At 71.8% G+C, this 20,485-nt stretch carries 21 protein-coding genes; 8 read left to right on the top strand and 13 right to left on the bottom strand.

Going from position 1 to position 20,485, the window contains the following annotated elements:
• Positions 1–116: 116 nt before the first annotated feature.
• From ABFJ78_RS46875 to ABFJ78_RS46830, 10 genes are all read right to left on the bottom strand, one after another.
• Positions 117–851, bottom strand: a complete 735-nt coding sequence (locus tag ABFJ78_RS46875; protein WP_436393947.1) for an SDR family oxidoreductase — start codon at positions 849–851, stop codon at positions 117–119.
• Entirely contained in the window at positions 848–1,216 is a 369-nt protein-coding gene (locus ABFJ78_RS46870) for a cupin domain-containing protein (protein ID WP_436393946.1), read from the bottom strand. The genes ABFJ78_RS46875 and ABFJ78_RS46870 overlap by 4 nt, the downstream gene beginning before the upstream one ends.
• Positions 1,217–1,288: 72 nt before the next feature.
• Positions 1,289–1,588: a hypothetical protein gene (locus ABFJ78_RS46865; RefSeq protein ID WP_436393944.1), complete on the bottom strand. Its 300-nt coding sequence runs from the start codon at positions 1,586–1,588 to the stop codon at positions 1,289–1,291.
• Positions 1,585–1,782, bottom strand: a complete 198-nt coding sequence (locus ABFJ78_RS46860) for a ferredoxin (protein ID WP_436393943.1) — start codon at positions 1,780–1,782, stop codon at positions 1,585–1,587. The genes ABFJ78_RS46865 and ABFJ78_RS46860 overlap by 4 nt, the downstream gene beginning before the upstream one ends.
• 13 nt (positions 1,783–1,795) lie before the next feature.
• A complete protein-coding gene (locus ABFJ78_RS46855; RefSeq protein ID WP_436393942.1) occupies positions 1,796–2,980 on the bottom strand; it encodes a cytochrome P450 in 1,185 nt (394 codons plus the stop codon).
• 12 nt (positions 2,981–2,992) lie between these two features.
• Entirely contained in the window at positions 2,993–4,444 is a 1,452-nt protein-coding gene (locus ABFJ78_RS46850) for a bifunctional 3-(3-hydroxy-phenyl)propionate/3-hydroxycinnamic acid hydroxylase (protein ID WP_436393960.1), read from the bottom strand.
• 2 nt (positions 4,445–4,446) lie between these two features.
• Positions 4,447–4,788 carry a DoxX family protein gene (locus ABFJ78_RS46845; protein ID WP_436393941.1) on the bottom strand — a complete coding sequence of 114 codons (342 nt, stop codon included), beginning with the start codon at positions 4,786–4,788 and terminating at the stop codon, positions 4,447–4,449.
• Positions 4,785–6,662 (bottom strand): acyl-CoA synthetase, encoded by a 1,878-nt coding sequence (locus ABFJ78_RS46840; protein ID WP_436393940.1) that lies wholly within the window; start codon positions 6,660–6,662, stop codon positions 4,785–4,787. Before ABFJ78_RS46840 ends, ABFJ78_RS46845 begins: the two co-directional genes overlap by 4 nt.
• A complete protein-coding gene (locus tag ABFJ78_RS46835) occupies positions 6,659–7,588 on the bottom strand; it encodes a fumarylacetoacetate hydrolase family protein (RefSeq protein WP_436393939.1) in 930 nt (309 codons plus the stop codon). Before ABFJ78_RS46835 ends, ABFJ78_RS46840 begins: the two co-directional genes overlap by 4 nt.
• On the bottom strand, positions 7,585–8,709 hold the full coding sequence (locus ABFJ78_RS46830; protein WP_436393937.1) for a VOC family protein: 1,125 nt from the start codon (positions 8,707–8,709) through the stop codon (positions 7,585–7,587). Before ABFJ78_RS46830 ends, ABFJ78_RS46835 begins: the two co-directional genes overlap by 4 nt.
• 136 nt (positions 8,710–8,845) lie before the next feature.
• Here ABFJ78_RS46830 and ABFJ78_RS46825 point away from each other — a divergent pair, with 136 nt between their 5' ends.
• Both ABFJ78_RS46825 and ABFJ78_RS46820 read left to right on the top strand, forming a co-directional pair.
• A complete protein-coding gene (locus ABFJ78_RS46825) occupies positions 8,846–9,502 on the top strand; it encodes a TetR/AcrR family transcriptional regulator (RefSeq protein ID WP_436393936.1) in 657 nt (218 codons plus the stop codon).
• Positions 9,503–9,925: 423 nt separating this feature from the next.
• Positions 9,926–11,233 carry a glycoside hydrolase family 44 protein gene (locus tag ABFJ78_RS46820; RefSeq protein ID WP_436393935.1) on the top strand — a complete coding sequence of 436 codons (1,308 nt, stop codon included), beginning with the start codon at positions 9,926–9,928 and terminating at the stop codon, positions 11,231–11,233.
• On the opposite strand, the gene ABFJ78_RS46815 is transcribed toward ABFJ78_RS46820, so the two are convergent.
• Positions 11,199–11,870 (bottom strand): TetR/AcrR family transcriptional regulator, encoded by a 672-nt coding sequence (locus tag ABFJ78_RS46815; RefSeq protein ID WP_436393934.1) that lies wholly within the window; start codon positions 11,868–11,870, stop codon positions 11,199–11,201. The two genes, ABFJ78_RS46820 and ABFJ78_RS46815, sit on opposite strands and share 35 nt — an antisense overlap.
• Before the next feature lie 58 nt (positions 11,871–11,928).
• On the opposite strand from ABFJ78_RS46815, the gene ABFJ78_RS46810 reads away from it, so the two are divergent.
• The 6 genes from ABFJ78_RS46810 (at position 11,929) to ABFJ78_RS46785 (ending at position 18,159) form a co-directional block, all read left to right on the top strand.
• The gene (locus ABFJ78_RS46810; RefSeq protein ID WP_436393933.1) at positions 11,929–12,717 is read left to right on the top strand and encodes an alpha/beta fold hydrolase; all 789 of its coding nucleotides are present in this window, start codon (positions 11,929–11,931) and stop codon (positions 12,715–12,717) included.
• Positions 12,714–13,610: an alpha/beta fold hydrolase gene (locus ABFJ78_RS46805; RefSeq protein WP_436393932.1), complete on the top strand. Its 897-nt coding sequence runs from the start codon at positions 12,714–12,716 to the stop codon at positions 13,608–13,610. The genes ABFJ78_RS46810 and ABFJ78_RS46805 overlap by 4 nt, the downstream gene beginning before the upstream one ends.
• Positions 13,607–15,091 carry an FAD-dependent oxidoreductase gene (locus ABFJ78_RS46800; protein ID WP_436393931.1) on the top strand — a complete coding sequence of 495 codons (1,485 nt, stop codon included), beginning with the start codon at positions 13,607–13,609 and terminating at the stop codon, positions 15,089–15,091. Before ABFJ78_RS46805 ends, ABFJ78_RS46800 begins: the two co-directional genes overlap by 4 nt.
• Positions 15,088–16,365 carry an amidohydrolase family protein gene (locus ABFJ78_RS46795; protein ID WP_436393930.1) on the top strand — a complete coding sequence of 426 codons (1,278 nt, stop codon included), beginning with the start codon at positions 15,088–15,090 and terminating at the stop codon, positions 16,363–16,365. Before ABFJ78_RS46800 ends, ABFJ78_RS46795 begins: the two co-directional genes overlap by 4 nt.
• Positions 16,365–16,931: a TetR/AcrR family transcriptional regulator gene (locus tag ABFJ78_RS46790; RefSeq protein ID WP_436393929.1), complete on the top strand. Its 567-nt coding sequence runs from the start codon at positions 16,365–16,367 to the stop codon at positions 16,929–16,931. Before ABFJ78_RS46795 ends, ABFJ78_RS46790 begins: the two co-directional genes overlap by 1 nt.
• A gap of 562 nt (positions 16,932–17,493) precedes the next feature.
• Entirely contained in the window at positions 17,494–18,159 is a 666-nt protein-coding gene (locus ABFJ78_RS46785; protein ID WP_436393928.1) for a response regulator, read from the top strand.
• Positions 18,160–18,169: 10 nt separating this feature from the next.
• Here the strand turns inward: ABFJ78_RS46785 and ABFJ78_RS46780 are convergent, their stop codons facing one another.
• Together ABFJ78_RS46780 and ABFJ78_RS46775 are read right to left on the bottom strand one after the other, a co-directional pair.
• Positions 18,170–19,084: a TQO small subunit DoxD gene (locus ABFJ78_RS46780; RefSeq protein WP_436393926.1), complete on the bottom strand. Its 915-nt coding sequence runs from the start codon at positions 19,082–19,084 to the stop codon at positions 18,170–18,172.
• A gap of 78 nt (positions 19,085–19,162) precedes the next feature.
• Positions 19,163–20,386: a hypothetical protein gene (locus ABFJ78_RS46775; RefSeq protein ID WP_436393924.1), complete on the bottom strand. Its 1,224-nt coding sequence runs from the start codon at positions 20,384–20,386 to the stop codon at positions 19,163–19,165.
• Positions 20,387–20,485: the final 99 nt, after the last annotated feature.

Here is a 20,485-nt window from a genome sequence, read left to right as displayed (position 1 = left end):
AGACCGCCGGGTCCCGGATCACCACGCTGTGGACCGTGCTCAACCCGGCCAAGCTGACCGCCCTGGCACCGGGGTTGACCGGGCCCGCACCGAGAACCGCGCGGGCCCGGTCTTCCTCACCGCGCCAGCCACTCCCGGTAGGTGGTCTTCGCGATGACAGCGCCGTCCCCGGCGATGAGGGCGTCGCCGGACGCGGCCGCGAAGAGGCCGGCCTGGTCGTCGGTCACGACGGGACGCCGGTCCCCCTGGGCGGCCAGGGTGATCCGGCCCAGCTCGTCGAGGGGGAACACCTCCGGCCCGGCGACGTTCCGCGTCCCCCGCAGCGGAGCACCCATGCTGACGTCGGCGACCGCCTGGGCGACGTCGTCCGCGGCAATGGGCTGGATGCGCGTCGCGGGCAGCCGGACGGTGTGCTCGTCGGAGGTCCAGGACATCGTCGCGGCCATGAACTCGAAGAACTGCGTGGCGCGGACGATCGAGTACGGCACCGGCCCCGCCTTGAGGATGTCCTCCTGCAGCACCTTCGCGCGGTAGTAGACCAGGTCCGGCACCAGGTCGGCGCCCACGATCGACAGGATGACCGCGTGGCCGACCCCGGCCGCGGCCGCCGCCTCCAGCAGGTTGTCCATGGTCGTCCGGAAGAACGCGGGCGAGGCGTCGTCGAACGTCGGCGAGTTCGTCAGGTTGACGACGACGTCGGCGCCGGCCAGTGCCTCGGCCAGGCCCTTCCCGTTGAGCAGGTCGAGCCCGGTGGACGGCGAGTGCGGGACCGCTTCGTGCCCGTTCGCGGTCAGGATCTTGACCACGCGGGAACCGATGAGCCCGGTCCCGCCGATGACGGCGATCTTCACTTCCGCGACCATCCCTTCGCGCGCAGCTCGTCCTCGCTCACGAGGTCGACCATCGGCTTGCCCGGTTCGCAGAGCATGGTGACGGTGAACCGCACCGGGATGTCCTCGCGGTTGTTGCCGTCCTGGTAGTGGATGACGTCGCCGCCCGGCTCCCAGAACGCCTCGCCGGCGCGGACGACCCGCGGCGGCTCGCCTTCCAGCTCGAAGACCATCTCGCCCGCCAGCACGTAGCCGAAGGCCGGTCCGGGGTGGCGGTGCGGCGGGGTGCCGGGGTCGCCCGGCGGGTACTCGATGACGATCGTCATCGCGTGCGCCCCCTCCGGGACGAAAGGCGGTTTCGCCTCCTGGAGCACGGTCAATGACATGGGAAGACCTCCTAGACGGACGGGTACACCCGCTAGGACCGGACAGCCGCGCGATCTGTGACTCGCGGGCCGTCACGCGCCGCGGGACGGCGTCGCCGGGGTGCCTTTGCCGCCGGCCGGCAGGAGGCGCAGTTCGCTGGGACTCAGGGCCTCCAGGGGTGCCGGCACCGACGGGGCGGGCACCCGGCCGCGCACCGCGTCGAGGATGGTCGCCGCATGCCTGGTTTCCCACGGCAGGGCTTCCGGGAGTCGCCACGCGCCGGTCATCGCGAACGGGAGCACCAGCCCAGGCTCGGCGAGGTCGAGCGCCCGTTCGAGGGCGACCGCGGGGGCGTGCTCGGCGGCGACGACGATCGAGCGCGGTGGTGTCACGGGAGCTCCCGCAGCGCGGCGACCGGGCACGAGGTGACGGCCACCCGCGCGGCGGCGAGCTGCTCCGGCGGGATGTCAGTGCCTTCGAAGTGGTGGACGAGTTCGGCGTCGTCGTCCAGTTCGAAGATCGCGGGTGCCTGTTCGGCGCACATGCCGTGGCCTTCGCAGCGGTCGTAGTCGGCGGAGATCTGCACCGCGTGTCCCCTTTCAGGCCGGGATGAGTTCGATCGGGAGCCGCCCGAGGCGGTGGATGATGTTGTTGCGCGCCCACTCCGGTGGTCCGGTGGGCTCGATCTTGTCGACACGGGCGACGAGGGCGCGCAGCATCGCCTGGGTCTCCAGGCGGGCGAGGCCCTGCCCGGCGCAGCCGTGCGTGCCGTGGCCGAAGCCGAGCTGGCGGGCGGCTTCCCGGCGGATGTCGAACGTGTCGGGGTCGTCCCACGCCAACGCGTCACGATTGGCGGAGGCGTAGATGACGAGGACACGGGAACCCGCGGGCAGCGCGGCGCCGGCCACCTCGGCGCCGCGCGCGACCTTGCGGCTGAAGGCGCGCAGCGGGGACTCGAACCGGACGACTTCGTTGACCGCGTTGGGGATCAGGCCCGGGTCGTCCTTGAGGAGCTGCCACTGGCCGGGGTGAGTGGCGAACAGGTGCAGGGCGCTCGCGATCGCGCTGAGCGTGGTGTCCAGGGACGGTGCCAGGTAGTCGATCATCAGCGCCGGGCACTCGGCGTGGGCGAGCTCGCCCGCGTCGGCCGCGCGCAGCAGATCGTCGCCCATGCTGCCGGGCAGGACCTTCCGCCGCTTCGCGACGGTGTGCGCGAACCGCGCCATTCCCAGGCCGGCCGGTACCGCCTGCACCGCCTGGCCGTTCAGCGGACCCAGGATGTCGAAGGTGGCCGCGCCCCACCGCAGCAGGTTCTCCCGCCCCTCCGCGGGCCACCCGACGAGATCGGGGACCACCGCGGCGGGCAGTGCCGCCGCGACCTCGACGCCGTCGACGGTGCGCCGGGCGAGTGCGGCGTCGACGATCTCGGCCGCCTGGCGTTCCACCACGTCCCGCATCGCGCGCAGCGCCCGGGGGGTGAGCCGGTGGGCGACCAGGGCCCGGCGGCGGGCGTGGTCTTCGCCGTCGCTGTTGAGGGTCGTGCCCCGGGAGAGCCGGTTGGCGATCGCGTTGAGTGCCACGCCGTCGCCGGAGACGAACGTCTTGTCGTCCAGCAGCACGGCCTTGCATTCGGCGTAGCGGGGCAGCGCGTAGACCTTGTGTTCGGGCAGCCACACCACCGGACCGAGTTCCCGCAGGTTCGCGTAGTGCGGGTACGGGTCCAGGATCGCCTGCGGCGAATAGATGTCCGGCCGGTACACCGGCACTTGGTGGGATCGGGGCATCATTGCTCCTTGTCAGGGGTACCGGCACCGGGAGAGGCTGTTGCTCGCGCTCAGCACCGTGCCGTCCGGGCGGACGACGGCCGCGCCGGTACGCAGCCAGCGGTGCAGTTCGCCGGAACGCCGGGTGGTGACGAGGACCGCGCCGGATTCCCGGATGGCGGCTCGCTCGCTCTCCGACGGCGTACTCGTGGTGACGACGGCGAAGCGGCCGCCGGCGACGTCGTCGAACCGGGTTCCGTCGTCGAGGAGGGCGTTGGGGCACAGCCGTCCCGCCAAGGACCGCCGGAAGCGGGGCCGCACGACCAGGTCCGAGCGGTGCAGTGCCGGCGTCGCGCTGTCGAGGACGCGGCCGTTCAGGCGCGGCGCGACCACCCGGCGGATGAGGTCGCCGAACCGGCCGCCTTCGGTCATGGCCTTGCCGATCAGCACGGCTCGCCGGATCATCGCGCGGGCGTGCGGCTTGCGTTCCGCCTCGTAGGTGTCGAGCGCGCTGGCGGGCAGGGTCCCGTCGAGGACGCCGGCGAGCTTCCAGGCCAGGTTGGCCGCGTCGCGCAGCCCGGCGCCCATGCCCTGGCCGATGAACGGCGGGGTGAGGTGGGCGGCGTCGCCGAGCAGGAACACCCGGCGGTCGCGCCACCGGTCCGCGATCCGCGCGCGGAAGGTGTACTCGGCGACGCGGACGATCTCCAGGTCACCGGCCGGGATGTCGTGAGTCCACGGCGCGATCAGCGGGTGCAGCCGGTCGAGGTCCCCGAAGCCGTCGCCGGTCTCCCCGGGCAGCAGCCGGAATTCCCAGCGGTAGCGGGTCTTCCCGATCCGCATGTAGGTCGCGGCGCGGCCCGGGTCGCAGACCTGGTGCACACCCTCCCACTGGCCGAGGTCGGCGGTGGTGGCGACGTCCACCACGAGCCAGCGCTGCTCGAACTTCAGGTCGGCCATCGTCGCGCCGATCGCCGTCCGGGTGAGGCTGTTGGCGCCGTCGCAGCCGAGGACGTAGTCCGCGTGGATCGTCTCGCACGCACCGGTGCCGCGGTCGGTCGTCTCGACCCGCACGCCGGTCCCGTCCTGGCGGATACCGGTGACCTCGGTGGTGCCGCGCAGCGTGACGGTGCCGATCGTCTCCAGGTGGGTCCGCAGCAGGTGCTCCAGGTCGGGTTGGTCGAACATGGTCGCCTCCGGGTAGCCGTGCCGGCCGCCGCCCGGGGACCGGCGGAACTCGGCCAGCACCCGCAGGTCCGGGTCGAGCAGCCGCAGCCCGTGGCAGGGCCGGGAGAGGGCGGCGAACTCCCCGGCCAGCCCCAGCCGCCCGAGAATGCGGTGCACCTCGTCGTCCAGGTGCACCGCGCGGGGCTGCGGGTAGACCGAGTCCCACCGCTCGATCACCAGGCACTCGACGCCGTACCGGCCGAGCAGCGCCGCGGCGGTGAGTCCGGTGGGGCCCGCCCCGACGATGACGACGGGCACCTTCACAGCGACACTCCGAGGACCACGAGATAGCCCCCGACGAGCGCCGCGCAGACCAGCGCCGGGACGAGGTCGGAGCCACTGTCCCGGTTGCGCACGTGTGTGACAACGGCGCCGGCGAGCAGGAGGAGCAAGCCGACAGCGGCCAGGGCGCCGAGCACCGGTACGGCCGACCCGAGCAGGAGCCCGGCGGCTCCGGCGATCTCCAGCGCACCGATGCCGCGGTAGGCCGTGACGGAGAACCCGGCGTGCGCGGCGCGTTCCCGCATGGGCGCGAGCGCGAACAGCTTGGCCGCGCCGAAGAGGAAGAAGACGGCCGCCACGAGAACGGACAGGACGATCATGACTTTCCTTCGGATGTCAGGCGGGCCGGGACGGCGTAGCGGGCCAGAGTGGCTGTCACCTCTGCTTCGTCCACTTCGGACGGAAGGGTGACGGCGGCGACCACGGTGCCGTCCTCGATCGCCGCGTCGACGATCACCCCGTCGAACGCCGCCAGCGCCTCGGCGATCGCCCGGCGGGTGGCGTCGGCACGCAGGGCGAGCTTGTAGGGCTTGCCGACGTCGGTCACGGGCAGCGCGTCGAGCACGGTGACGGCCTTCGGCACGGCGGCGCGCTCGGGCACGCGGTCGGCGGCCCAGGCCAGCAGGTCGGCCTCGGTCGCCGTGGCGCCGGGCGTGAGGGTCACGTAGGCGACGGGCACCTCGCCGGCGTGCTCGTCCGGACGGCCGACCGCACCGGCCGCGCTCACGTCCGGGTGGGTCAGCAGGGCGTCCTCGATCAGCGCCGGGTCGATGTTGTGGCCGCCGCGGATGATGAGGTCCTTGGCCCGGCCGGCCAGGTGCACGAACCCGTCGACGTCCAGCCGAGCGAGGTCACCGGTGTTCAGCCAGCCGTCACGGAGTTTGCCGAGCCCGTCCAGGACGTACCCGTTTTCGTCACGCCCGACGACGTAGCCGGGAAAGACGGTGGGGCCGCTGATGGCCAGCACCCCGGTCTCCCCGCACGGCAGCTCCTCCCCCGTTTCCGGGTGCACGACCTTCATCCGCTGGTACGGCAGGCGCTGGCCGACGGTGCCGGGGCGCGGGACGTCGGGGAAGCTGCGTGCGCTGGCGCAGGTGGCTTCGGTCAGCCCGTAGCCCTCGACCAGCGTGACGCCGGTGTGGGCCTGGAAGCCGTCCCGCACCGCCGCGGGCAGCGGCGAAGCGCCGACCATGGCGAAGCGCAGGCTGGCGATGTCCGCGTCGACCGGGCACTGCGCGAGCACCGCGTACACGGTCGGGACCGCGCTCATCGCGGCGATCCGGTGGTGCTCGACGATTTTCCAGAACTGCCCGTACAGGGCGGGTTCCCGGTAGCCGAGCGGCCCCGCCCACACCGCGTGCTGGCCCTTGAACAGCGGCGCGAGCAGCGTGACCACCAGCGCGTTGACGTGGAACAGCGGCAGCGCCGCGAAGACGACCGCGCCGGGGTCGAGCAGCGAGTTCGCCGCGATCATCCACGCGTCGGCGACCTCGTTGGCGTGCGTGTGCGCGGCCAGCTTCGGCGCCCCGGTGGTGCCTCCGGTGTGGAACAACGCGGCCAGATCCGACGCCACCGGGAGTTCACCGTCGAAGCCGGCGGCGTCGTGGGCAGCCGCGAGTTCGGCGAGGTAGCCGACACGCACCCCCTCGATGGCGGGCAACGCGGCCGGTTCGCCGGCCGCGCCGGTCGGGCGCAGCACGAGGACGACGTCCAGCTCGGAGGTGAGCGTTCGTGCGGTGTCCCAGACCTCCGGCGCGAGTTCCGGGCCGGCGGTGATCAGCACGCGGGCGCCGGACAGGCGGAGCAGCTCGGCGAGGTGGTCGCGGGACAGACCGCCGTTCACCGGGGCCGCGACACCGGCGAGCTGCGCGGCCAGGGTCGCCGGAACCAGGTCGGCGCAGTTGGGCGACATCAACGCCACCGCGTCGCCACGCCGGACCCCGAGGTCCCGCAGCAGATTCGCGTAGCGGTGGACGTCGGCGAGCAGCTCGCCGAACGTGCGCCGGACCGGTTCCCGCCACCGCGCCGCCTCCGGCAGCACGGTGGTCGCGGGCTGATCCGGCCACCAGCCGGCGGCCCGCAGGAGCAGGGCGTACGTCGACTCGGGCAGGCCTCGTCCGGCCAGCGGGACGGCCTCGATCGCGGCCAGATCGGCGGGCTCGGCGCAGCGCGGCCACAGGGAAGCTCCGGTCATCGCTGGTACCTCACGACCGTGCGCTGGGTGCCCAGGTCGAGGGCGCCGTCGTCGGTCGCGACCGTCGCCTCGACGACGTCGCCGTCGGCCAGGTACTTCGGGTTCTTCGCCTGGCCCTTGAAGAACAGCTTCCACTTGAGCGCCGGGGGCAGCAGCGCCGCGATCTTCTCGACGAGCTTCGGCGGCGCCGACAGCGCGGTGCCGGCCGGGGTCCCGGTCAGCACCAGGTCGCCGGGATCCAGCCGCTGGAACCGGGTGAGCGCCCGCAGTGCCTCGAGCGGGCGGTGGATCATGTCGGCGCCGACGACCGCGTCCTGGCGCACCGAGCCGTTGACCGACAACCGCAGCCGCAGGTCGGCGAACCGCTTCAGCTCGTCGGCTTCCAGGAGCACGAGTACGGGCCCGGCCGGGGTGAACGTCGGGTACGACTTGGCCTCGTAGAACTGGGTCTGGGGCAGCTGGATGTCCCGGGCGGACACGTCGTTGGTGACCACCAGGCCCGCGACGCACTCGTCCAGCGCGGTGACGTCGCTGCCGACCGGGATCTCCCGGCCGATGACCAGCCCGATCTCCACCTCGTAGTCGAGCAGCCGCACGTGGGCCGGTTTGACGACGTCGTCGAACGGACCGCTGATCGACCCGGACGCCTTGCGGAAGAACGTCAGGGGCACGGTTTTCGGATCCATCCCCGCGTCGATGACGTGCGAAGCGAAGTTGGTCATCTGGGCCACCACGCGGCAGGGCGCGGTCACCGGCGACACGAGTTCGAGGTCCTCGACCCGGTCGGCGAACGGGCCCGCCGCGGCGATCGCCGCGCGGTCGGCGAGCAGTTCGGCGGTGGTCGTCGCCGTCGTGGGGATCTTCGCCGCGCCGGCCGGGGTGGCGACGTACCAGGCGTCGGCGGTGCGCAGGACGGTCAGGCTCATGAACGGGCCACTTTCAGCAGGCCCAGCAGGCGCCGGGCGTCGAATTCGTTGTCTTCGCGCAGCGCGGAGAACACCGCGCGCAGTTCGCGCAGGGATTCCTTGCCCGGCTTGACGCCGAGGAAGTCGGCGGTGGCCGGCGGTCCCCACTGGGCCAGGCCGGAGGCGGTCAGCGGGGCCCAGCCGGGTTCGAGGGTGTTGTCGAACAGGTCGCCGTCGCTGAAGTGCTCGACCATGAACCCGTCCGGGTCACGCCAGTAGTCGAAGAGCTGGCTGCCCTCGATGTGCCGCCCGATGCCCCACGAGTGGTGGTAGCCGTGCTCGCGCAGGTATTCACCGCCGGCGGCCAGCGCGTCGAGGTCGGCGACCTGGTAGGCGGAGTGCACGTAGCGGTCGGCCGGACCGAGCACCATGGCCAGCGTGTGGTGGTCGGCCGGGGTGGCACCCCGGTCACACCGGATGAAGCTCATCACCGGTCCGCGCTCGCGCTGCCCGGGGTGGTACAGGAAGTCGCTGACGATCAGGCCCAGGTGGTTCAGGTACCAGTCCAGCGCCGCGCGGTAGCGGGTCGTCTGCAGCACCACGTGCCCGAGCCGCTGCACCCGGGCCGGCGCGCGGGGCGGGCGTTGCGTGGCGTTGACCCGCCGGACCTCGTGGCCGAGGTTGAGCTGGTGCGGTTCCTGGGGCGGAAGTGCGGGCAGCTCGTAGGTGTCCGAGACGACCCGGACCCGCAGGCCGCTCGGGTCGGGTAGGTCCACGACGACGCCGCCCAGCGTCTCCGGCAGCCGGGCGACCGGCCGCCCGGTGGCTTCGGCCAGCCGCAGGACGTCGCCCGCCGCGGCGGCCAGGAACGCCGGTCCGCGGAACTTCGACCGGGCGCCCTTGCGGATGAGCACGCACGGCGCGCCGGCGTCGGTGCCCCGCAGGTGCAGCTCGTGCCCGGTGCTGAGCGTCGGAGTGAACCCGAACGCCCGGGCGAACACCTCCGCCCGCTCCAGGTCCGGCTTCTCGAACTCCAGCCACGCCAGGTCGCGCACCTTGATCACCGGGTTCGCCGCCCGGCCGGGATGCTCACCCGCGAGCGCACCGTGCTCGCTGTGCAGCCCGCTGTGCGGATCTCCCACGGCTGCTCCCTCCATCCACGTTGCTGACGACATCGTCAGTTGCGAACAAGTCATCAGTCAAGAGGTTCTGACGATTTCCTCACCAGTGACGCAATGCGCTAGGATGCGGCAACGGCCAGGGAAGACGGGAGCACGGATGCCGGAGCACGCTCCGAGCCGGCTGGAACGGCGCAAGGCGCGCACCCGCGCTGCCCTGATCCGCGCGGCCCAGGTACTCATCGCCGAGGGGAAGACCGCGGTGCCGATCCTGGAGATCACTCAGGCCGCGGACGTCGGGATGGGGTCGTTCTACAACCACTTCGAGACGAAGGAACAGCTCTACCAGGCCGCGGTCGAGGACGCCCTCGACGTCCACGGCGCCCTGCTGGACGAGCTGACCACCGACCTCGACGACCCGGCGCAGGTCTTCGCCCAGAGCTTCCGGCTGACCGGGCGCCTGCACCGGCGGCATCCCGAACTCAGCAAGGTGCTGCTGCACCACGGTTTCGAACTCGCCACCTCGAAGACCGGACTGGCTCCCCGTGCCCGCCGCGACATCGACGCCGCCGTGCGAGCCGGCCGCTTCACCGTCCAGGACACCGAACTCGCCATGATCACGGTCGCCGGGACCGCACTCGGCCTGGGCCACCTGCTGCACTCCCGTCCCGAGCGCGACGACGCCGCAACGACCGACCAGGTGACCGAGAACCTGCTGCGCATGCTCGGCCTCACCGCGGCCGAAGCCCACGAGATCTGTGGCCGCCCCCTGCCCGACCTCGACGCCGTCACGCCCCGGCCGGACACCGCCGCCTGAACACCAGCTTCCGCTCGGCCGATTGACGGCCGGCGCACGGCCGGTATCGTGTGGGAGCGCTCCCACACATCGACGTCAGGAGTTCACGATGGCTGCTCAGCGGCGGAATCGCCTACGGTCCGGCATTCCCCTCGCTGTGGGCGGTTGCCTGGTGGCAGCGCTCTTGACCACCGGAGCACCACCGGCTTCCGCCGCCGGGCTGAGCCTGTCGGTGAACCTGTTCGCGGGCCGGCACCCGATCAGCCCCGACATCTACGGCCTCAACGGCGGCGATCCGGCGTTCAACGCCGAAATCGGCCAGACGGTCGCGCGCTGGGGCGGCAACGCCACCAGCCGCTACAACTTCAAGAACCACACCTACAACACCGGCAGCGACTGGTACTTCGAAAACATCGTCGCCGACAGGAACACTCCGTCGAAGGAATGGTCGGGTCGAACCTCGGCCGCGGCATCAAGCCGGTCGTCACCGTGCCCCTCAGCGGGTGGGTGGCCAAGGACTCGCCCTCGTCACACCCGTTCGCCTGCGGGTTCCCCGCAACCAGGTTCCCGCAGCAGGACGGCTTCGACCAGTGGGACCCCAACTGCGGCAACGGAAAGCTGAACCAGCAGAACCTCACCGGCGTCGCCGCCGACACCTCGATACCCGCGGACGCGGCGTTCGACGGCGAGATGGTGTCGCACCTGGTGTCGCAGTTCGGCACGGCGGCCCGGGGCGGCGTGCCGATCTACGAACTCGACAACGAACCGGTGCTCTGGTCCAGCACGCACCGGGACGTGCACCCCGAAGCGGTCTCGAACGACGAACTGGGCAGCAAGGGCACCGCGGCCGCCGCGGCGATCAAGGCCGCCGACCCCAGCGCGGCGGTCCTCGGCCCGTCCGGCTGGGGATACTGCGAATGGGTCGCGTCCGGAGTGGACGGTTGCGGCCCGGGCCCCGATTCGGCCGCACACGGCGGGCTCAACCTGTCCCAGTGGTACCTGAAGAACATGAAGGACTACAGCGACGCCCACGGCGGCAAGCGCTACCTCGACTACTTCGACCAGCACTTCTACCCGCAGATCAGCGGCGACAAGACCCCCGAAGCCAACGCGCTGCGGCTGCGGTCCATCCGGTCGCTGTGGGATCCGACCTACGTCGAGGAGTCCTGGATCGGCCCCAGCGGCGTCAACGCGCCGCCGCTGCAGTTCATCCGCACGATGAAGTCGTGGATCGACCGGTACTACCCCGGGACGAAGACCGCCATCACCGAGTACAACTGGGGCGCGCTGGACGACATCAACGGCGCGCTGGCGGAGGCCGACATCCTGGGCGTCTTCGGCCGGGAAGGCCTCGACCTCGCCACCATGTGGGGTGAACCGAAGCCGACCGACCCGGGCGCGTACGCGTTCCGGATGTACCGCAACTACGACGGCGCCGGGAGCAAGTTCGGCGACATCAGCGTCTCGGCGGCCAGCACCGACCAGGGACAGCTCGCGATCTACGGCGCGCAACGCCGCTGCGACGGGGCCCTGACCCTCATGGTGATCAACAAGACGGGCGCCGATCTCGCCTCGCCACTGTCGATCGCCGGTGTTCCCGGGACGGCCAAGGCGCAGCGGTTCACCTACAGCCCGGGGAACCTCTCGTCGATCGTGCGAGGCGCCGATCTGCCGGTGCGCCACGGCAGTGTCACCACGACGTACCCGGCGAACTCCGTCACCCTGCTCGTCGTGCCGCGCGCAGGCCGGTGACGATCAGCTCCAGACCGAAGGCGAACTCCTCCTCCAACGGCACCGGCAACGAGTCCGCGACCGCGAGGGTCGCCGGGAACTCCCCCGGCGACACGTGGCGGAAATGCGCTCGCGCCTGCTCGGCGTCGTCGCCCGATCCGGCGAGCTGGATCGCGAAGCCGAGGACGTACCGCGCGAGCGTGGCGTAGGCGCGCGCGGCGAGGTCCGGCGCGAATCCGCCGTCGAGCAGGACCGCCAGGCAACGCTCTCGCAGCAGCATCGCGTTCGGCCCGGTCGGCGTCTGCTCGATCAGCAGGGGCGCGAGCCGCCGGTGCCGGCCCAGTGCCTCGAACATCGCCTGCGCGACCGTCCGGCAGGCCTGGTCCCAGCTCAGGCCGGCCGGCGACGCCGCGTCGAGGTCGACCTCGCCGAAGACCCGGTCGATGACGTGCGTGATCAACGTCGCCCGGTTGCCGAAGTGGCGGTACAGCGTCGCCGTGCCCGATTCCAGCCGCTGGGCGAGGGTCCGCATCGACAGGGCTTCGGCGCCTTCCTCGTCGACGAGCTGCAGGGCCGTGGCGAGGATCCGGTCCAGCGGGACGGCGGGACGGCCACGAGACCGACGGGCGGACGTGGCGGGCGAGGGCGAACTGGTCACACCGCAAGTATGACGGCCGGTTGACACCCCACACAATAACGGCAACACTGTTGCCATTATGACGAGCACGCAGTCAATACCGGTCGACGGCCGGTCCATCCACTACGTCCGCGCAGGTCAGGGGCCCACCGTGGTGCTGCTGCACGGCAGCGGGTCGTCGCTGGAGGGCTTCGAACGGGTCGCGGAGCTGTTGTCGGCGTCCCACGACGTGATCCGCCCGGACCTGCCCGGCTTCGGGCGGACGGGCCCGCGCCCCGACCGTGACTACCGCGTCCGGACCTACGCGGGCACGATCGCCCGCTTCATGACCGCGCTGGGCCTGCCGCACTTCGCGGTGGCCGGGAACTCGCTCGGCGGCAACATCGCGTGGAACCTCGCCCTGGACGCCCCCGAGCGGGTGGACGCGCTGGTCCTGATCAACGCCACGGGCTACCCGGAGAAGACGCTGCCCGCCGGGTTGCGGCTGGCCCGGAACCCGCTGCTGCGTCCCCTGCTGCGGCGCTGGCTCCCGCGGGGCGCGACCGAACGCGGGCTGCGCGAAGCCGTCGGCGCGAACTCCGCGATCGTGGACGACGCCATGGTCGACCGGGTACACGCGCTGACCAGCCTGCCGGGGAACCGGTCGGCGTTCGTCGACTTCGCGAACACCGACCAGCCCGACCGCAGCGCCGAAATCCCGAAGGTCTCGGTGCCGACGCTGGTCCTGCGCAGCGCCGGCGTCGACGGGCAGCACTTCGCCCGCGACATCCCGGGCGCTGTCGAGCGGGTCCACGCCGACGGTGGCCACCTGCTGCCGGAAGAGGACCCGGACTGGGTGGCCGCGGCGATCGAGGAGTTCCTGCGATGAAGTACTTCGTCGCCTCGGACGAGGATCGCCGGCTCGACCCGGCCACCCGCCGGACCCTGCGCGGCAGCTTCGTCACCCTGTCCGACGGGGTGACGCACTACGAGCTGACCGGTCCCGAGGGCGGGGAACTCGTCGTCCTCGTCGGCGGTCTCACGATCCCGCTGTCCTATTGGGACGGTCTTGCGGCCCGGTTACACAGCCACGGCCTGCGCACTCTCGCCTACAGCGCCTACGGCCGCGGCTACTCCGACCGCATCCGGGGCCGCTACGACGAAGCGTTGTTCGTCCGGCAGCTCGCCGAGCTGACCTCGGCACTGGACCCCACACCGCCGCGGCACGTCGTCGGCACCTCGATGGGCGCCCTGGTCGCGATGGCTCATGCGAACCTGCAGCCCGAATCGGTCACCACGCTCACCGTCGTCGGACCGGCCGGGCTGGGCGAACGTCCCCGCGCGCAACGGTTGCTGCGCAGCGATCTCCTCGCCGGATTCGTCGCCCGCCGCTTCGGCCGCAAGCTCCTGGAAGGCCACCTCGGGCACAACGTCCGCGACCCCGGGCTCTCCGCCCGGCTGGTCGCCATGGTGCGGGACGCCTACCGGTACGAAGGCTCCCTCTACGCGTTCTTCCAGACCCTGCAGCGCTTTCCGCTGTACGAGCGGCAGGACCTGTTCCGCAGCACCGGCGAGCTGGGCCTTCCGGTCCTGCTGGTGTGGGGCGACGACGACCAGGTCACCCCGATCACCCACCTCGACACCGTGCAGGAGCTGCTGCGCCCGCGGCAGACCCACGTCATCACCGAATGCGGCCACATGGCCCCCTTCGAACGGCCGGACGACGTCGGCGACCTGCTCGCGTCGTTCGCCGTTCCCCACCCGGATCGGCTCGAACCATGAACGCACCCCTCGACGTCCTGATCGCCGGCGCCGGCCCGGCCGGCACCACCCTGGCCATCGACCTGCTCCGCCGCGGGCTAGCGGTCCGGATCATCGACAAGGCCCCGAACTCCTTCGAAGGCTCCCGCGCCAAAGGGCTCCAGCCGCGCACCCTGGAGGTCTTCGACGACCTCGGCGCGCTCGACGACGTCCTCGCCGGCAGCAGCGACTACCCCCGCCTCGGTATTCACCTGGGACCGGTCACCGTGCCGTGGCGGATGTTCCGCAACCGCGACCGCACCGCCGAGGTCCCCTACCCGAACACCCGGCTGATGCCGCAGTACCGCACCGACGCCGTGCTGCACGACCGGCTCGAGCAGCTGGGCGGCAAGGTCGAATACGGCCGCGAACTCACCGGGTTCGCCCAGGACGCCAGGACAGTCACCGCGACCGTGCTCGGCGACGACGGCCCCGAGCGGATCACCGCCCGCTACCTCGCCGGCGCCGACGGCGGTTCCAGCGCCGTCCGCAAGCAGCTCGGACTGGGGTTCCTCGGCGAGACCCGCGAGGGAGACCGGATGCTCATCGTCGACGCCGTCACCACCGGCCTGTCCGGTAACCGCTGGCACGTGTGGCCGGGCGCGCGGGGCCGGTTCGTCGGCGCGTGCCCGCTGCCCCACACGGACCTGTTCCAGTGGATGATCCGCCTGTCCCCGGACGAGGAGCCGCCCGAGGACGCGGAGGCGATCACCCGGCGGATCCGGGCCCACACCCGCAACCGGCACATCGCCGTGCGCGACATCCGCTGGCGGTCGGTGTTCCGGCCCAACATCCGGCTCGCGGAGGCCTACGGGCGCGGGCGGGTGTTCCTCGCCGGTGACGCCGCCCACGTGCACACGCCGGCCGGCGCGCAGGGCCTCAACACCGGCATCCAGGATGCCTACAACCTCGGCTGGAAGCTCGGCCAGGTCCTCGCCGGAGCCGACCCGCGGCTGCTGGACAGCTACGAAGCCGAACGCCTGCCGATCGCCGCGGGCGTGCTCGGCCTGTCCACGAAGAAGTACGAAGGCCTCGCCAAGCTCGACCCGTCGAGCCTGCGCCGCGGCAAGGACGAACAACAGCTCTCGCTGACCTACCACGGCGGTCCCCTCGCCCCGGCCGGAACCGACCGCACGACGACACTGCGGGTCGGCGACCGCGCACCGGACGCCGACCTGCCCGGCTCGCGGCTGTTCGACACCTACCGGGGGCCGCACTTCACCCTCGTCGCGTACGGCCCGAAGGCCGCGGCGGCGAGCGGCGAACTCGACTGGCCCGCCGCGGGAGCGCCGCTGCGGCGGATCACCACCAAGGTGCCCGGCGTCCGCCGGATCTACGGGATCGAGGGCGACACCCTGCTGCTCGTCCGGCCCGACGGCTACCTCGGGCACATCGCGACCCACGACTTCCTCGCCTCGACCCGCGCCGCCGTCCGGACCATGACCCCGGAGGCGGCCGCGTGAACCGCGTCCTGCTGCGCGGCGCACGCGTGATCACCATGGCACCGCACCGGCCCGACGCCGAACGCGCCGACATCCTGATCGCCGGCGACACCATCACCGCCGTCGGCGAAGGACTCGGCGAAACCGGCGCGGAGATCATCGACGTCACCGGCCGGATCATCATGCCCGGCCTGGTCAACGCCCACCTGCACACCTGGCAGACCGCCCTGCGCGGCGTCGGCACCGACTGGACGCTGGCGGACTACCTCGGCCGCATGCACGGCGCCGTGGCCCGGCACTACCGCCCCGAAGACATGCGGATCGGCACTCTCGCCGGCGCACTGGACCAGCTCGACCGCGGCACCACCACCCTCGGCGACTGGTGCCACAACACGCCCACTCCCGACCACACCGACGCCGCACTCGACGGCCTCCGCGCGTCCGGCGTCCGCGGGGTGTTCCTGCACGGCACCCCGTACTCCGCGCCCGACGCGTCCCACCCCGTCGGTGAGATCGACCGGCTGACCGCCGGCCCGCTGGTCAGCATCGGCATGGCCGTCCGCGGACCGCAACTGTCCACTCCGGACACCGCGATCGCCGACTTCCGCGCCGCCGCCGAACGCGGCCTCGTGGTGTCGATGCACCAGAGCGGCGGCGAACCCGGGCCCGGGTGGACCGCGGTGCGGGACGCCGGGCTGCTGAGCTCCCGCACCAACGTCGTGCACGGCGCCGGGCTCACCGACGACTGGCTCAAAACCCTCGTCGACGCGGACGCAAGCCTCACCAGCACGCCCGAAAACGAACTCGGCCAAGGCCACGGCTTCCCCGTCACCGGGCACCTGCTCCGGCTGGGCGCCGCACCGTCGCTGGGCACCGACACCGACGCCGTCACCCCCGCCGACGTGCTCTCCGCCGCCCGCATCGCCCTGGCGCACCAGCGCGGCCACGACCACGACCACCACCGGCGGGCCACCGGCTCCTTCTCCCTGACCGCCACGATCACCGCCAAGCAAGCACTCGCCTGGGCCACGGTCGAAGGCGCCCGGGCACTCGGCCTCGCCGACCGCGTCGGCCGGCTCGACGCCGGTATGCAGGCCGACCTCGTCGTCATCGACGCCCCGGCGCCGAACCCGGTCGCCACCGCCCTGCACGCCACCGCCGCCGACATCGAGGCGGTCATGATCGCCGGACGCTGGCGCAAACGCGACCACCGCCTCCTCGACGTCGACCTCGGCACCGTGCGAGCCCGGCTCCACGAATCCGCCGATCGCCTCCTCCCCCACCTGACAGGCTGATGGGCAAGCGGGCCGAACTCGCGAGCCGCACCCGGGCCGACCTGCTGGCCGCGGCGAAACGGTTGTTCGGCGAACACGGTTACCTCGACACCAAGATCACCGACATCGCCGCCGCGGCCGACCGCGCCGTGGGCTCCTTCTACACCCACTTCGACGACAAGGAGCAGCTGCTGGCCGTGCTGCGCAGCGAACTCACCGAGACAGCGGCCCCCGGCCCCGTGGGCGACGACCCGATTCGCGACCACGTCACGGCCTGCTGGACGGCACTGCGCACCCATCGCCCCACCGCCATCGGCGTGCTGCAGCAGGCGACCGCCGCCGCCCCCGCCTCCGGCAGATTGCGGGACGAGCTGACTGCCTGGACGGCCCGGCTGCGCAAGCACCTGGAGGACCGGCGTGACCGCGGTGAGCGGCTCCCGGGCGACCCCGAGCTGCTGGCGACGGCCGTGGGCGTCATGCTCGCCGGCCTCAACCACGCCCTGCCCCCCGACGACCCCGACGACAGCCGCCTGGCCGACACCGTCACGAACCTCGTCCTCCACGGCCTGACCGGCCCTGAACAGTGAATGACAGCAGGGCATCGGCCTCGCGGTCCGCAAGCTCGCCCGGAAGAGCTCAGGGAGAAGCTTCCCCGCCGCTCTCGAAGCCGGAGCCCACGTCCGGCTCGTCACCGAGCTGACCCATCTCGAGTCGATCTCGGACCAAGCCGATTCGCCCGCCCATTCCTCCACCGCCAAGCCGCCACTCGGCATACGGCGAGGAGAATCCCGCTTCGACGAACAACCCCGCCTCCTCGAACGGCGCGAGCGCGGCCCGGACATCGACCGGCGTACCCAGCTGCGCTTTCCGTCGGTGAACACCGGCTGGCCCTTCATCTTCGCCTTGACCTCTTTGAGCCCGCAGAAATTCGCGATGTTGAGACGCCAGGACCGTCTCCGATCGCTGGTGCCGCACGACGAACCCGCTCCGGCGGCCAACCGGCCCGAGCGCCGCTTTAACAGTCGTTTCAGGTTCGCTCGATATGAAGATGGCATCGCCGGGCGACGCGGGTCCCGGCATGGCCGAACGCGCCGGCCCCGCGTCGGACGGCGGCTGGACCGTCTACGCGACCCTGAAAGGCAGCCGTTCATGATCTCTGTGCTCGTGGTGGACACCCAGCCGCTGCAGCGCTTCGGGTTTCGCATGCTGCTGGAGAGCACCCCCGACACCGAGATCGTCGGCGAGGCCGAGAACAGCGCCGAGGCCGTTCGGTGGACCACCCGGCTGCATCCCGACGTGGTGCTGATGGGCATCCGCATGCCGGGCGCCGACGGGATCGAGGCCACCCGGCGCATCGTCGCCGCCGGTGGGCGTTCGCGGATCCTGGTGCTGACGACGTCCGACGTGGACCGGTACGCGCTCGCGGCTCTGCGGGCCGGGGCGAGCGGTTTCCTGCTGAAGGACACCCGCCCGGAGGAGCTGCTCGCCGGCATCCGGGCCGTCGCCGCCGGGGACGCGGTGATCGCGCCGGCGCTGACTCGGCGGCTGCTCGACGCGTTCGCCGACCGGCTCGGCGATGACCTCTGCGGGCCCGCGCGGGAGGATCCCCGGTTGGGCTCCCTGACCGGCCGCGAGCGCGAGATCTTCGTCGCCATCGGCCACGGCCTCACCAACAGCGAGATCGCGCAACGGTTCACACTCTCGGAGTCGACGGTGAAGTCCCACGTCGGGCGGGTCCTCGCCAAGATCGGCGCCCGGGACCGGATCCAGGCCGTCATCCTCGCCTACGACCTGAGACTCACCCGGCCGGTTTAGCGCGGCCTGGTCATGCGGTGGTGATCTGCCCATCGACGACTCGCACTGGCACCTCGGTCAGCGGTTTTGTCGCCGGCCCGCCGGTGACTTGGCCGTTGCCGTCGAAAGTGGAGCCGTGGCACGGGCAGCGGAAGCCGGAACCGGCAAGCGTGATGGGGCAACCCTGGTGTGTGCAGGTGGCGAGGAAGGCCATGAAGGTGTCGGTCGAGGGGCGCAACAGGTATGCGGCGGAACCGTTCGGTGTGGTGAAGCTGGTCGACGAACCGACGGCGACGGCGGAGACCGCGGCGATCACCGTCTGGGAATTCGTTCCCGGGTCTGCGGGCCGGCTTGGTTTCGGGTTGGTGGTGGTACGACGGGAAAGGGCGATGACGCCGCCGCTGATGGCAGCGGCCGTCGCGGTGATCAGGCCACCCCAGAGCAGAATGCGTCGCTCGGCGTCGTCCGGGGCGTGGTTCGGCGGGCGACGACGGCGTATCGCGGCGCGCAGGCGGGCCGTCGTGGAGAACAGGCCTGCGTCGCCGGCGACCAGCAGCGGGGTCCAGGCGGCCGCGAAGACGATGTCGGCGCCGAAGTAGTACGGGCGGGTCGTCCAGCTCACGGTGAGGAAGAAGCTCAGCGCAAGGAGAAACCCGCCGGTTGCGGCGATGCGGGTGAACAGCCCGAGCAGGGTACCCAGCCCGGCAGCGACCTCGCCGACGGCGATGACCAGGCCGATGACGGTCGCGTGTTCGGCCGCGAATGACACCAGCGGGCCGATCGGGGAGGTCGTCGCGGCGTGCAGCATCTGCGCGTGGACGCCGAGGGGTGAGGTGGGGTCCAGGTAGTGGGGGTCGAGGATTTTCGAGAGGCCCGCGTAGAGGAATGTGCCGCCGAGGAAGACGCGTAGCGGCAGGAGTGCCCAGATCAGTGTCGGTGGTGGCACATCTCCCCGTAGCGTTGTATCGCCGGGGGAAGGCATGGGAGGCAAGAGAAGTCGCCTTTCCTTTCGTTCGACGCTTCGTCAGGACTTGCGGGGCGACACCGTCATGATGCCCGCGCACATCTCGTCGCTGGTGCCGTCCCCCCACACCACGTAGCGCGGCGGCAGCTTGCTCAGCTGTGGCAGCCGTTTGCGCAGCCCCGCGTCGTGCGTGCACGTCACCCGCAGCGTGTCCCCCGGACCGATGTCCACCGGAGACGGCAGCTGCACCAGCCGCTGGTTGTCGAAGTCGAACTGCGGCACGTCCAGCACGACCTTGGCGTTCGCCTTGCCGGGGTTGAGTTCGACCTTGATGGCCCGCCCGAGCAGGTGCATGTGGCCGAACCCGGCGAACAGCGTCATCGGCGACGGCACCGCGTGGTCGCAGGTCTGGGTGTTCCCGGGCTTCGGCGCGCTCTGGCCGCACTCCGCCACCTGACGATCCGCGGTTTCGCCGACCTCCGATCCGAACCGCTTCGTCACATCCGCGATCGAGGCCGCCCGGTCACAGAGCGGACCCGACTCGTCGGCGGTGCAGGGCAGCTCGGTCGGCGCGTCGAGCGGGAATGTGTCGAGTTCCCGGGTCTGCGGCGTGCCGTCGGTCAGCCGCAGCCGCACCGCGGAGCGGTCCGACCCGGCCGGCTTGCCGTCGGTCGCCAACAGGTTGTAGTGCATCTGGAGGATGAGCAGGCTGCCCGGCTCCAGCTTGAAGCCGACGTCCTGGGTGAACAGTGTCTCCGTGGCGCCCGGCGCCCAGGTTTCCACCCATGTCGCGCCCGGGTCGGCGCTTTCGTCCTCGCTCTCCACGTCGGCGCCGACCACGCCGGTCCCGCCGAAACACTGCCAGCCGGCGCCGGGGGTCTTCGCGTCCTGCGCGCGCACGAGGGCAGCGCCGCCCGGCGGCACCGCGTACACGATGGCGTGATGCGCGAGGGCGACGTTCTCCGGCATGACCTGAGTCCCGGTCAGGAACGCCGCCTCCGTCAGGCCCGGATCGATCACCTGGCACCGGTACTCGTCCGTGCCGCCGCCCTCCGGCGGCGCGGGCGTGTAGGCCTCGGCCATCTTCAGGTCGAGGAACCGCTCGCCGGCGCGCAGCGGCTGCGGTGCGGCCGGCGGCTGGCCCGCGTGCCCGTTGTGCGAGCCGGCCGCGGGGGGCGCCGCACTGTTGCCGGCGGTCGACCCGCAGGCGACGACAGCGAACGCCGTCGCCAGCGCCATGGCGGCCGCCCCGAGCGTCCGCAGTGGACTATCAGATTTCGTCATACCTGAACGCTAGGCCCGATTCCGTCCCGTTTCATCGTACCGCGGTCGTCATTCTCGGAAGAAATGCGGTACGACGGTACTACTGGGCCCGAAATCACG

The organism is Amycolatopsis sp. MEPSY49 (genome assembly GCF_051337345.1).
In the GTDB taxonomy this organism is placed as follows: domain Bacteria; phylum Actinomycetota; class Actinomycetes; order Mycobacteriales; family Pseudonocardiaceae; genus Amycolatopsis.
This window is presented reverse-complemented; position numbering and strand designations above follow the sequence as displayed.

Coding starts and splice junctions, on each gene's coding strand:
- ABFJ78_RS46820 (WP_436393935.1), top strand. CDS start 9,926: ATGGTCGGGTCGAACCTCGGCCGCGGCATCAAGCCGGTCGTCACCGTG.
- ABFJ78_RS46835 (WP_436393939.1), bottom strand. CDS start 7,588: ATGAGCCTGACCGTCCTGCGCACCGCCGACGCCTGGTACGTCGCCACC.
- ABFJ78_RS46870 (WP_436393946.1), bottom strand. CDS start 1,216: ATGTCATTGACCGTGCTCCAGGAGGCGAAACCGCCTTTCGTCCCGGAG.
- ABFJ78_RS46845 (WP_436393941.1), bottom strand. CDS start 4,788: ATGATCGTCCTGTCCGTTCTCGTGGCGGCCGTCTTCTTCCTCTTCGGC.
- ABFJ78_RS46800 (WP_436393931.1), top strand. CDS start 13,607: ATGAACGCACCCCTCGACGTCCTGATCGCCGGCGCCGGCCCGGCCGGC.
- ABFJ78_RS46805 (WP_436393932.1), top strand. CDS start 12,714: ATGAAGTACTTCGTCGCCTCGGACGAGGATCGCCGGCTCGACCCGGCC.
- ABFJ78_RS46825 (WP_436393936.1), top strand. CDS start 8,846: ATGCCGGAGCACGCTCCGAGCCGGCTGGAACGGCGCAAGGCGCGCACC.
- ABFJ78_RS46790 (WP_436393929.1), top strand. CDS start 16,365: ATGGGCAAGCGGGCCGAACTCGCGAGCCGCACCCGGGCCGACCTGCTG.
- ABFJ78_RS46855 (WP_436393942.1), bottom strand. CDS start 2,980: ATGCCCCGATCCCACCAAGTGCCGGTGTACCGGCCGGACATCTATTCG.
- ABFJ78_RS46840 (WP_436393940.1), bottom strand. CDS start 6,662: ATGACCGGAGCTTCCCTGTGGCCGCGCTGCGCCGAGCCCGCCGATCTG.
- ABFJ78_RS46775 (WP_436393924.1), bottom strand. CDS start 20,386: ATGACGAAATCTGATAGTCCACTGCGGACGCTCGGGGCGGCCGCCATG.
- ABFJ78_RS46785 (WP_436393928.1), top strand. CDS start 17,494: ATGATCTCTGTGCTCGTGGTGGACACCCAGCCGCTGCAGCGCTTCGGG.
- ABFJ78_RS46810 (WP_436393933.1), top strand. CDS start 11,929: ATGACGAGCACGCAGTCAATACCGGTCGACGGCCGGTCCATCCACTAC.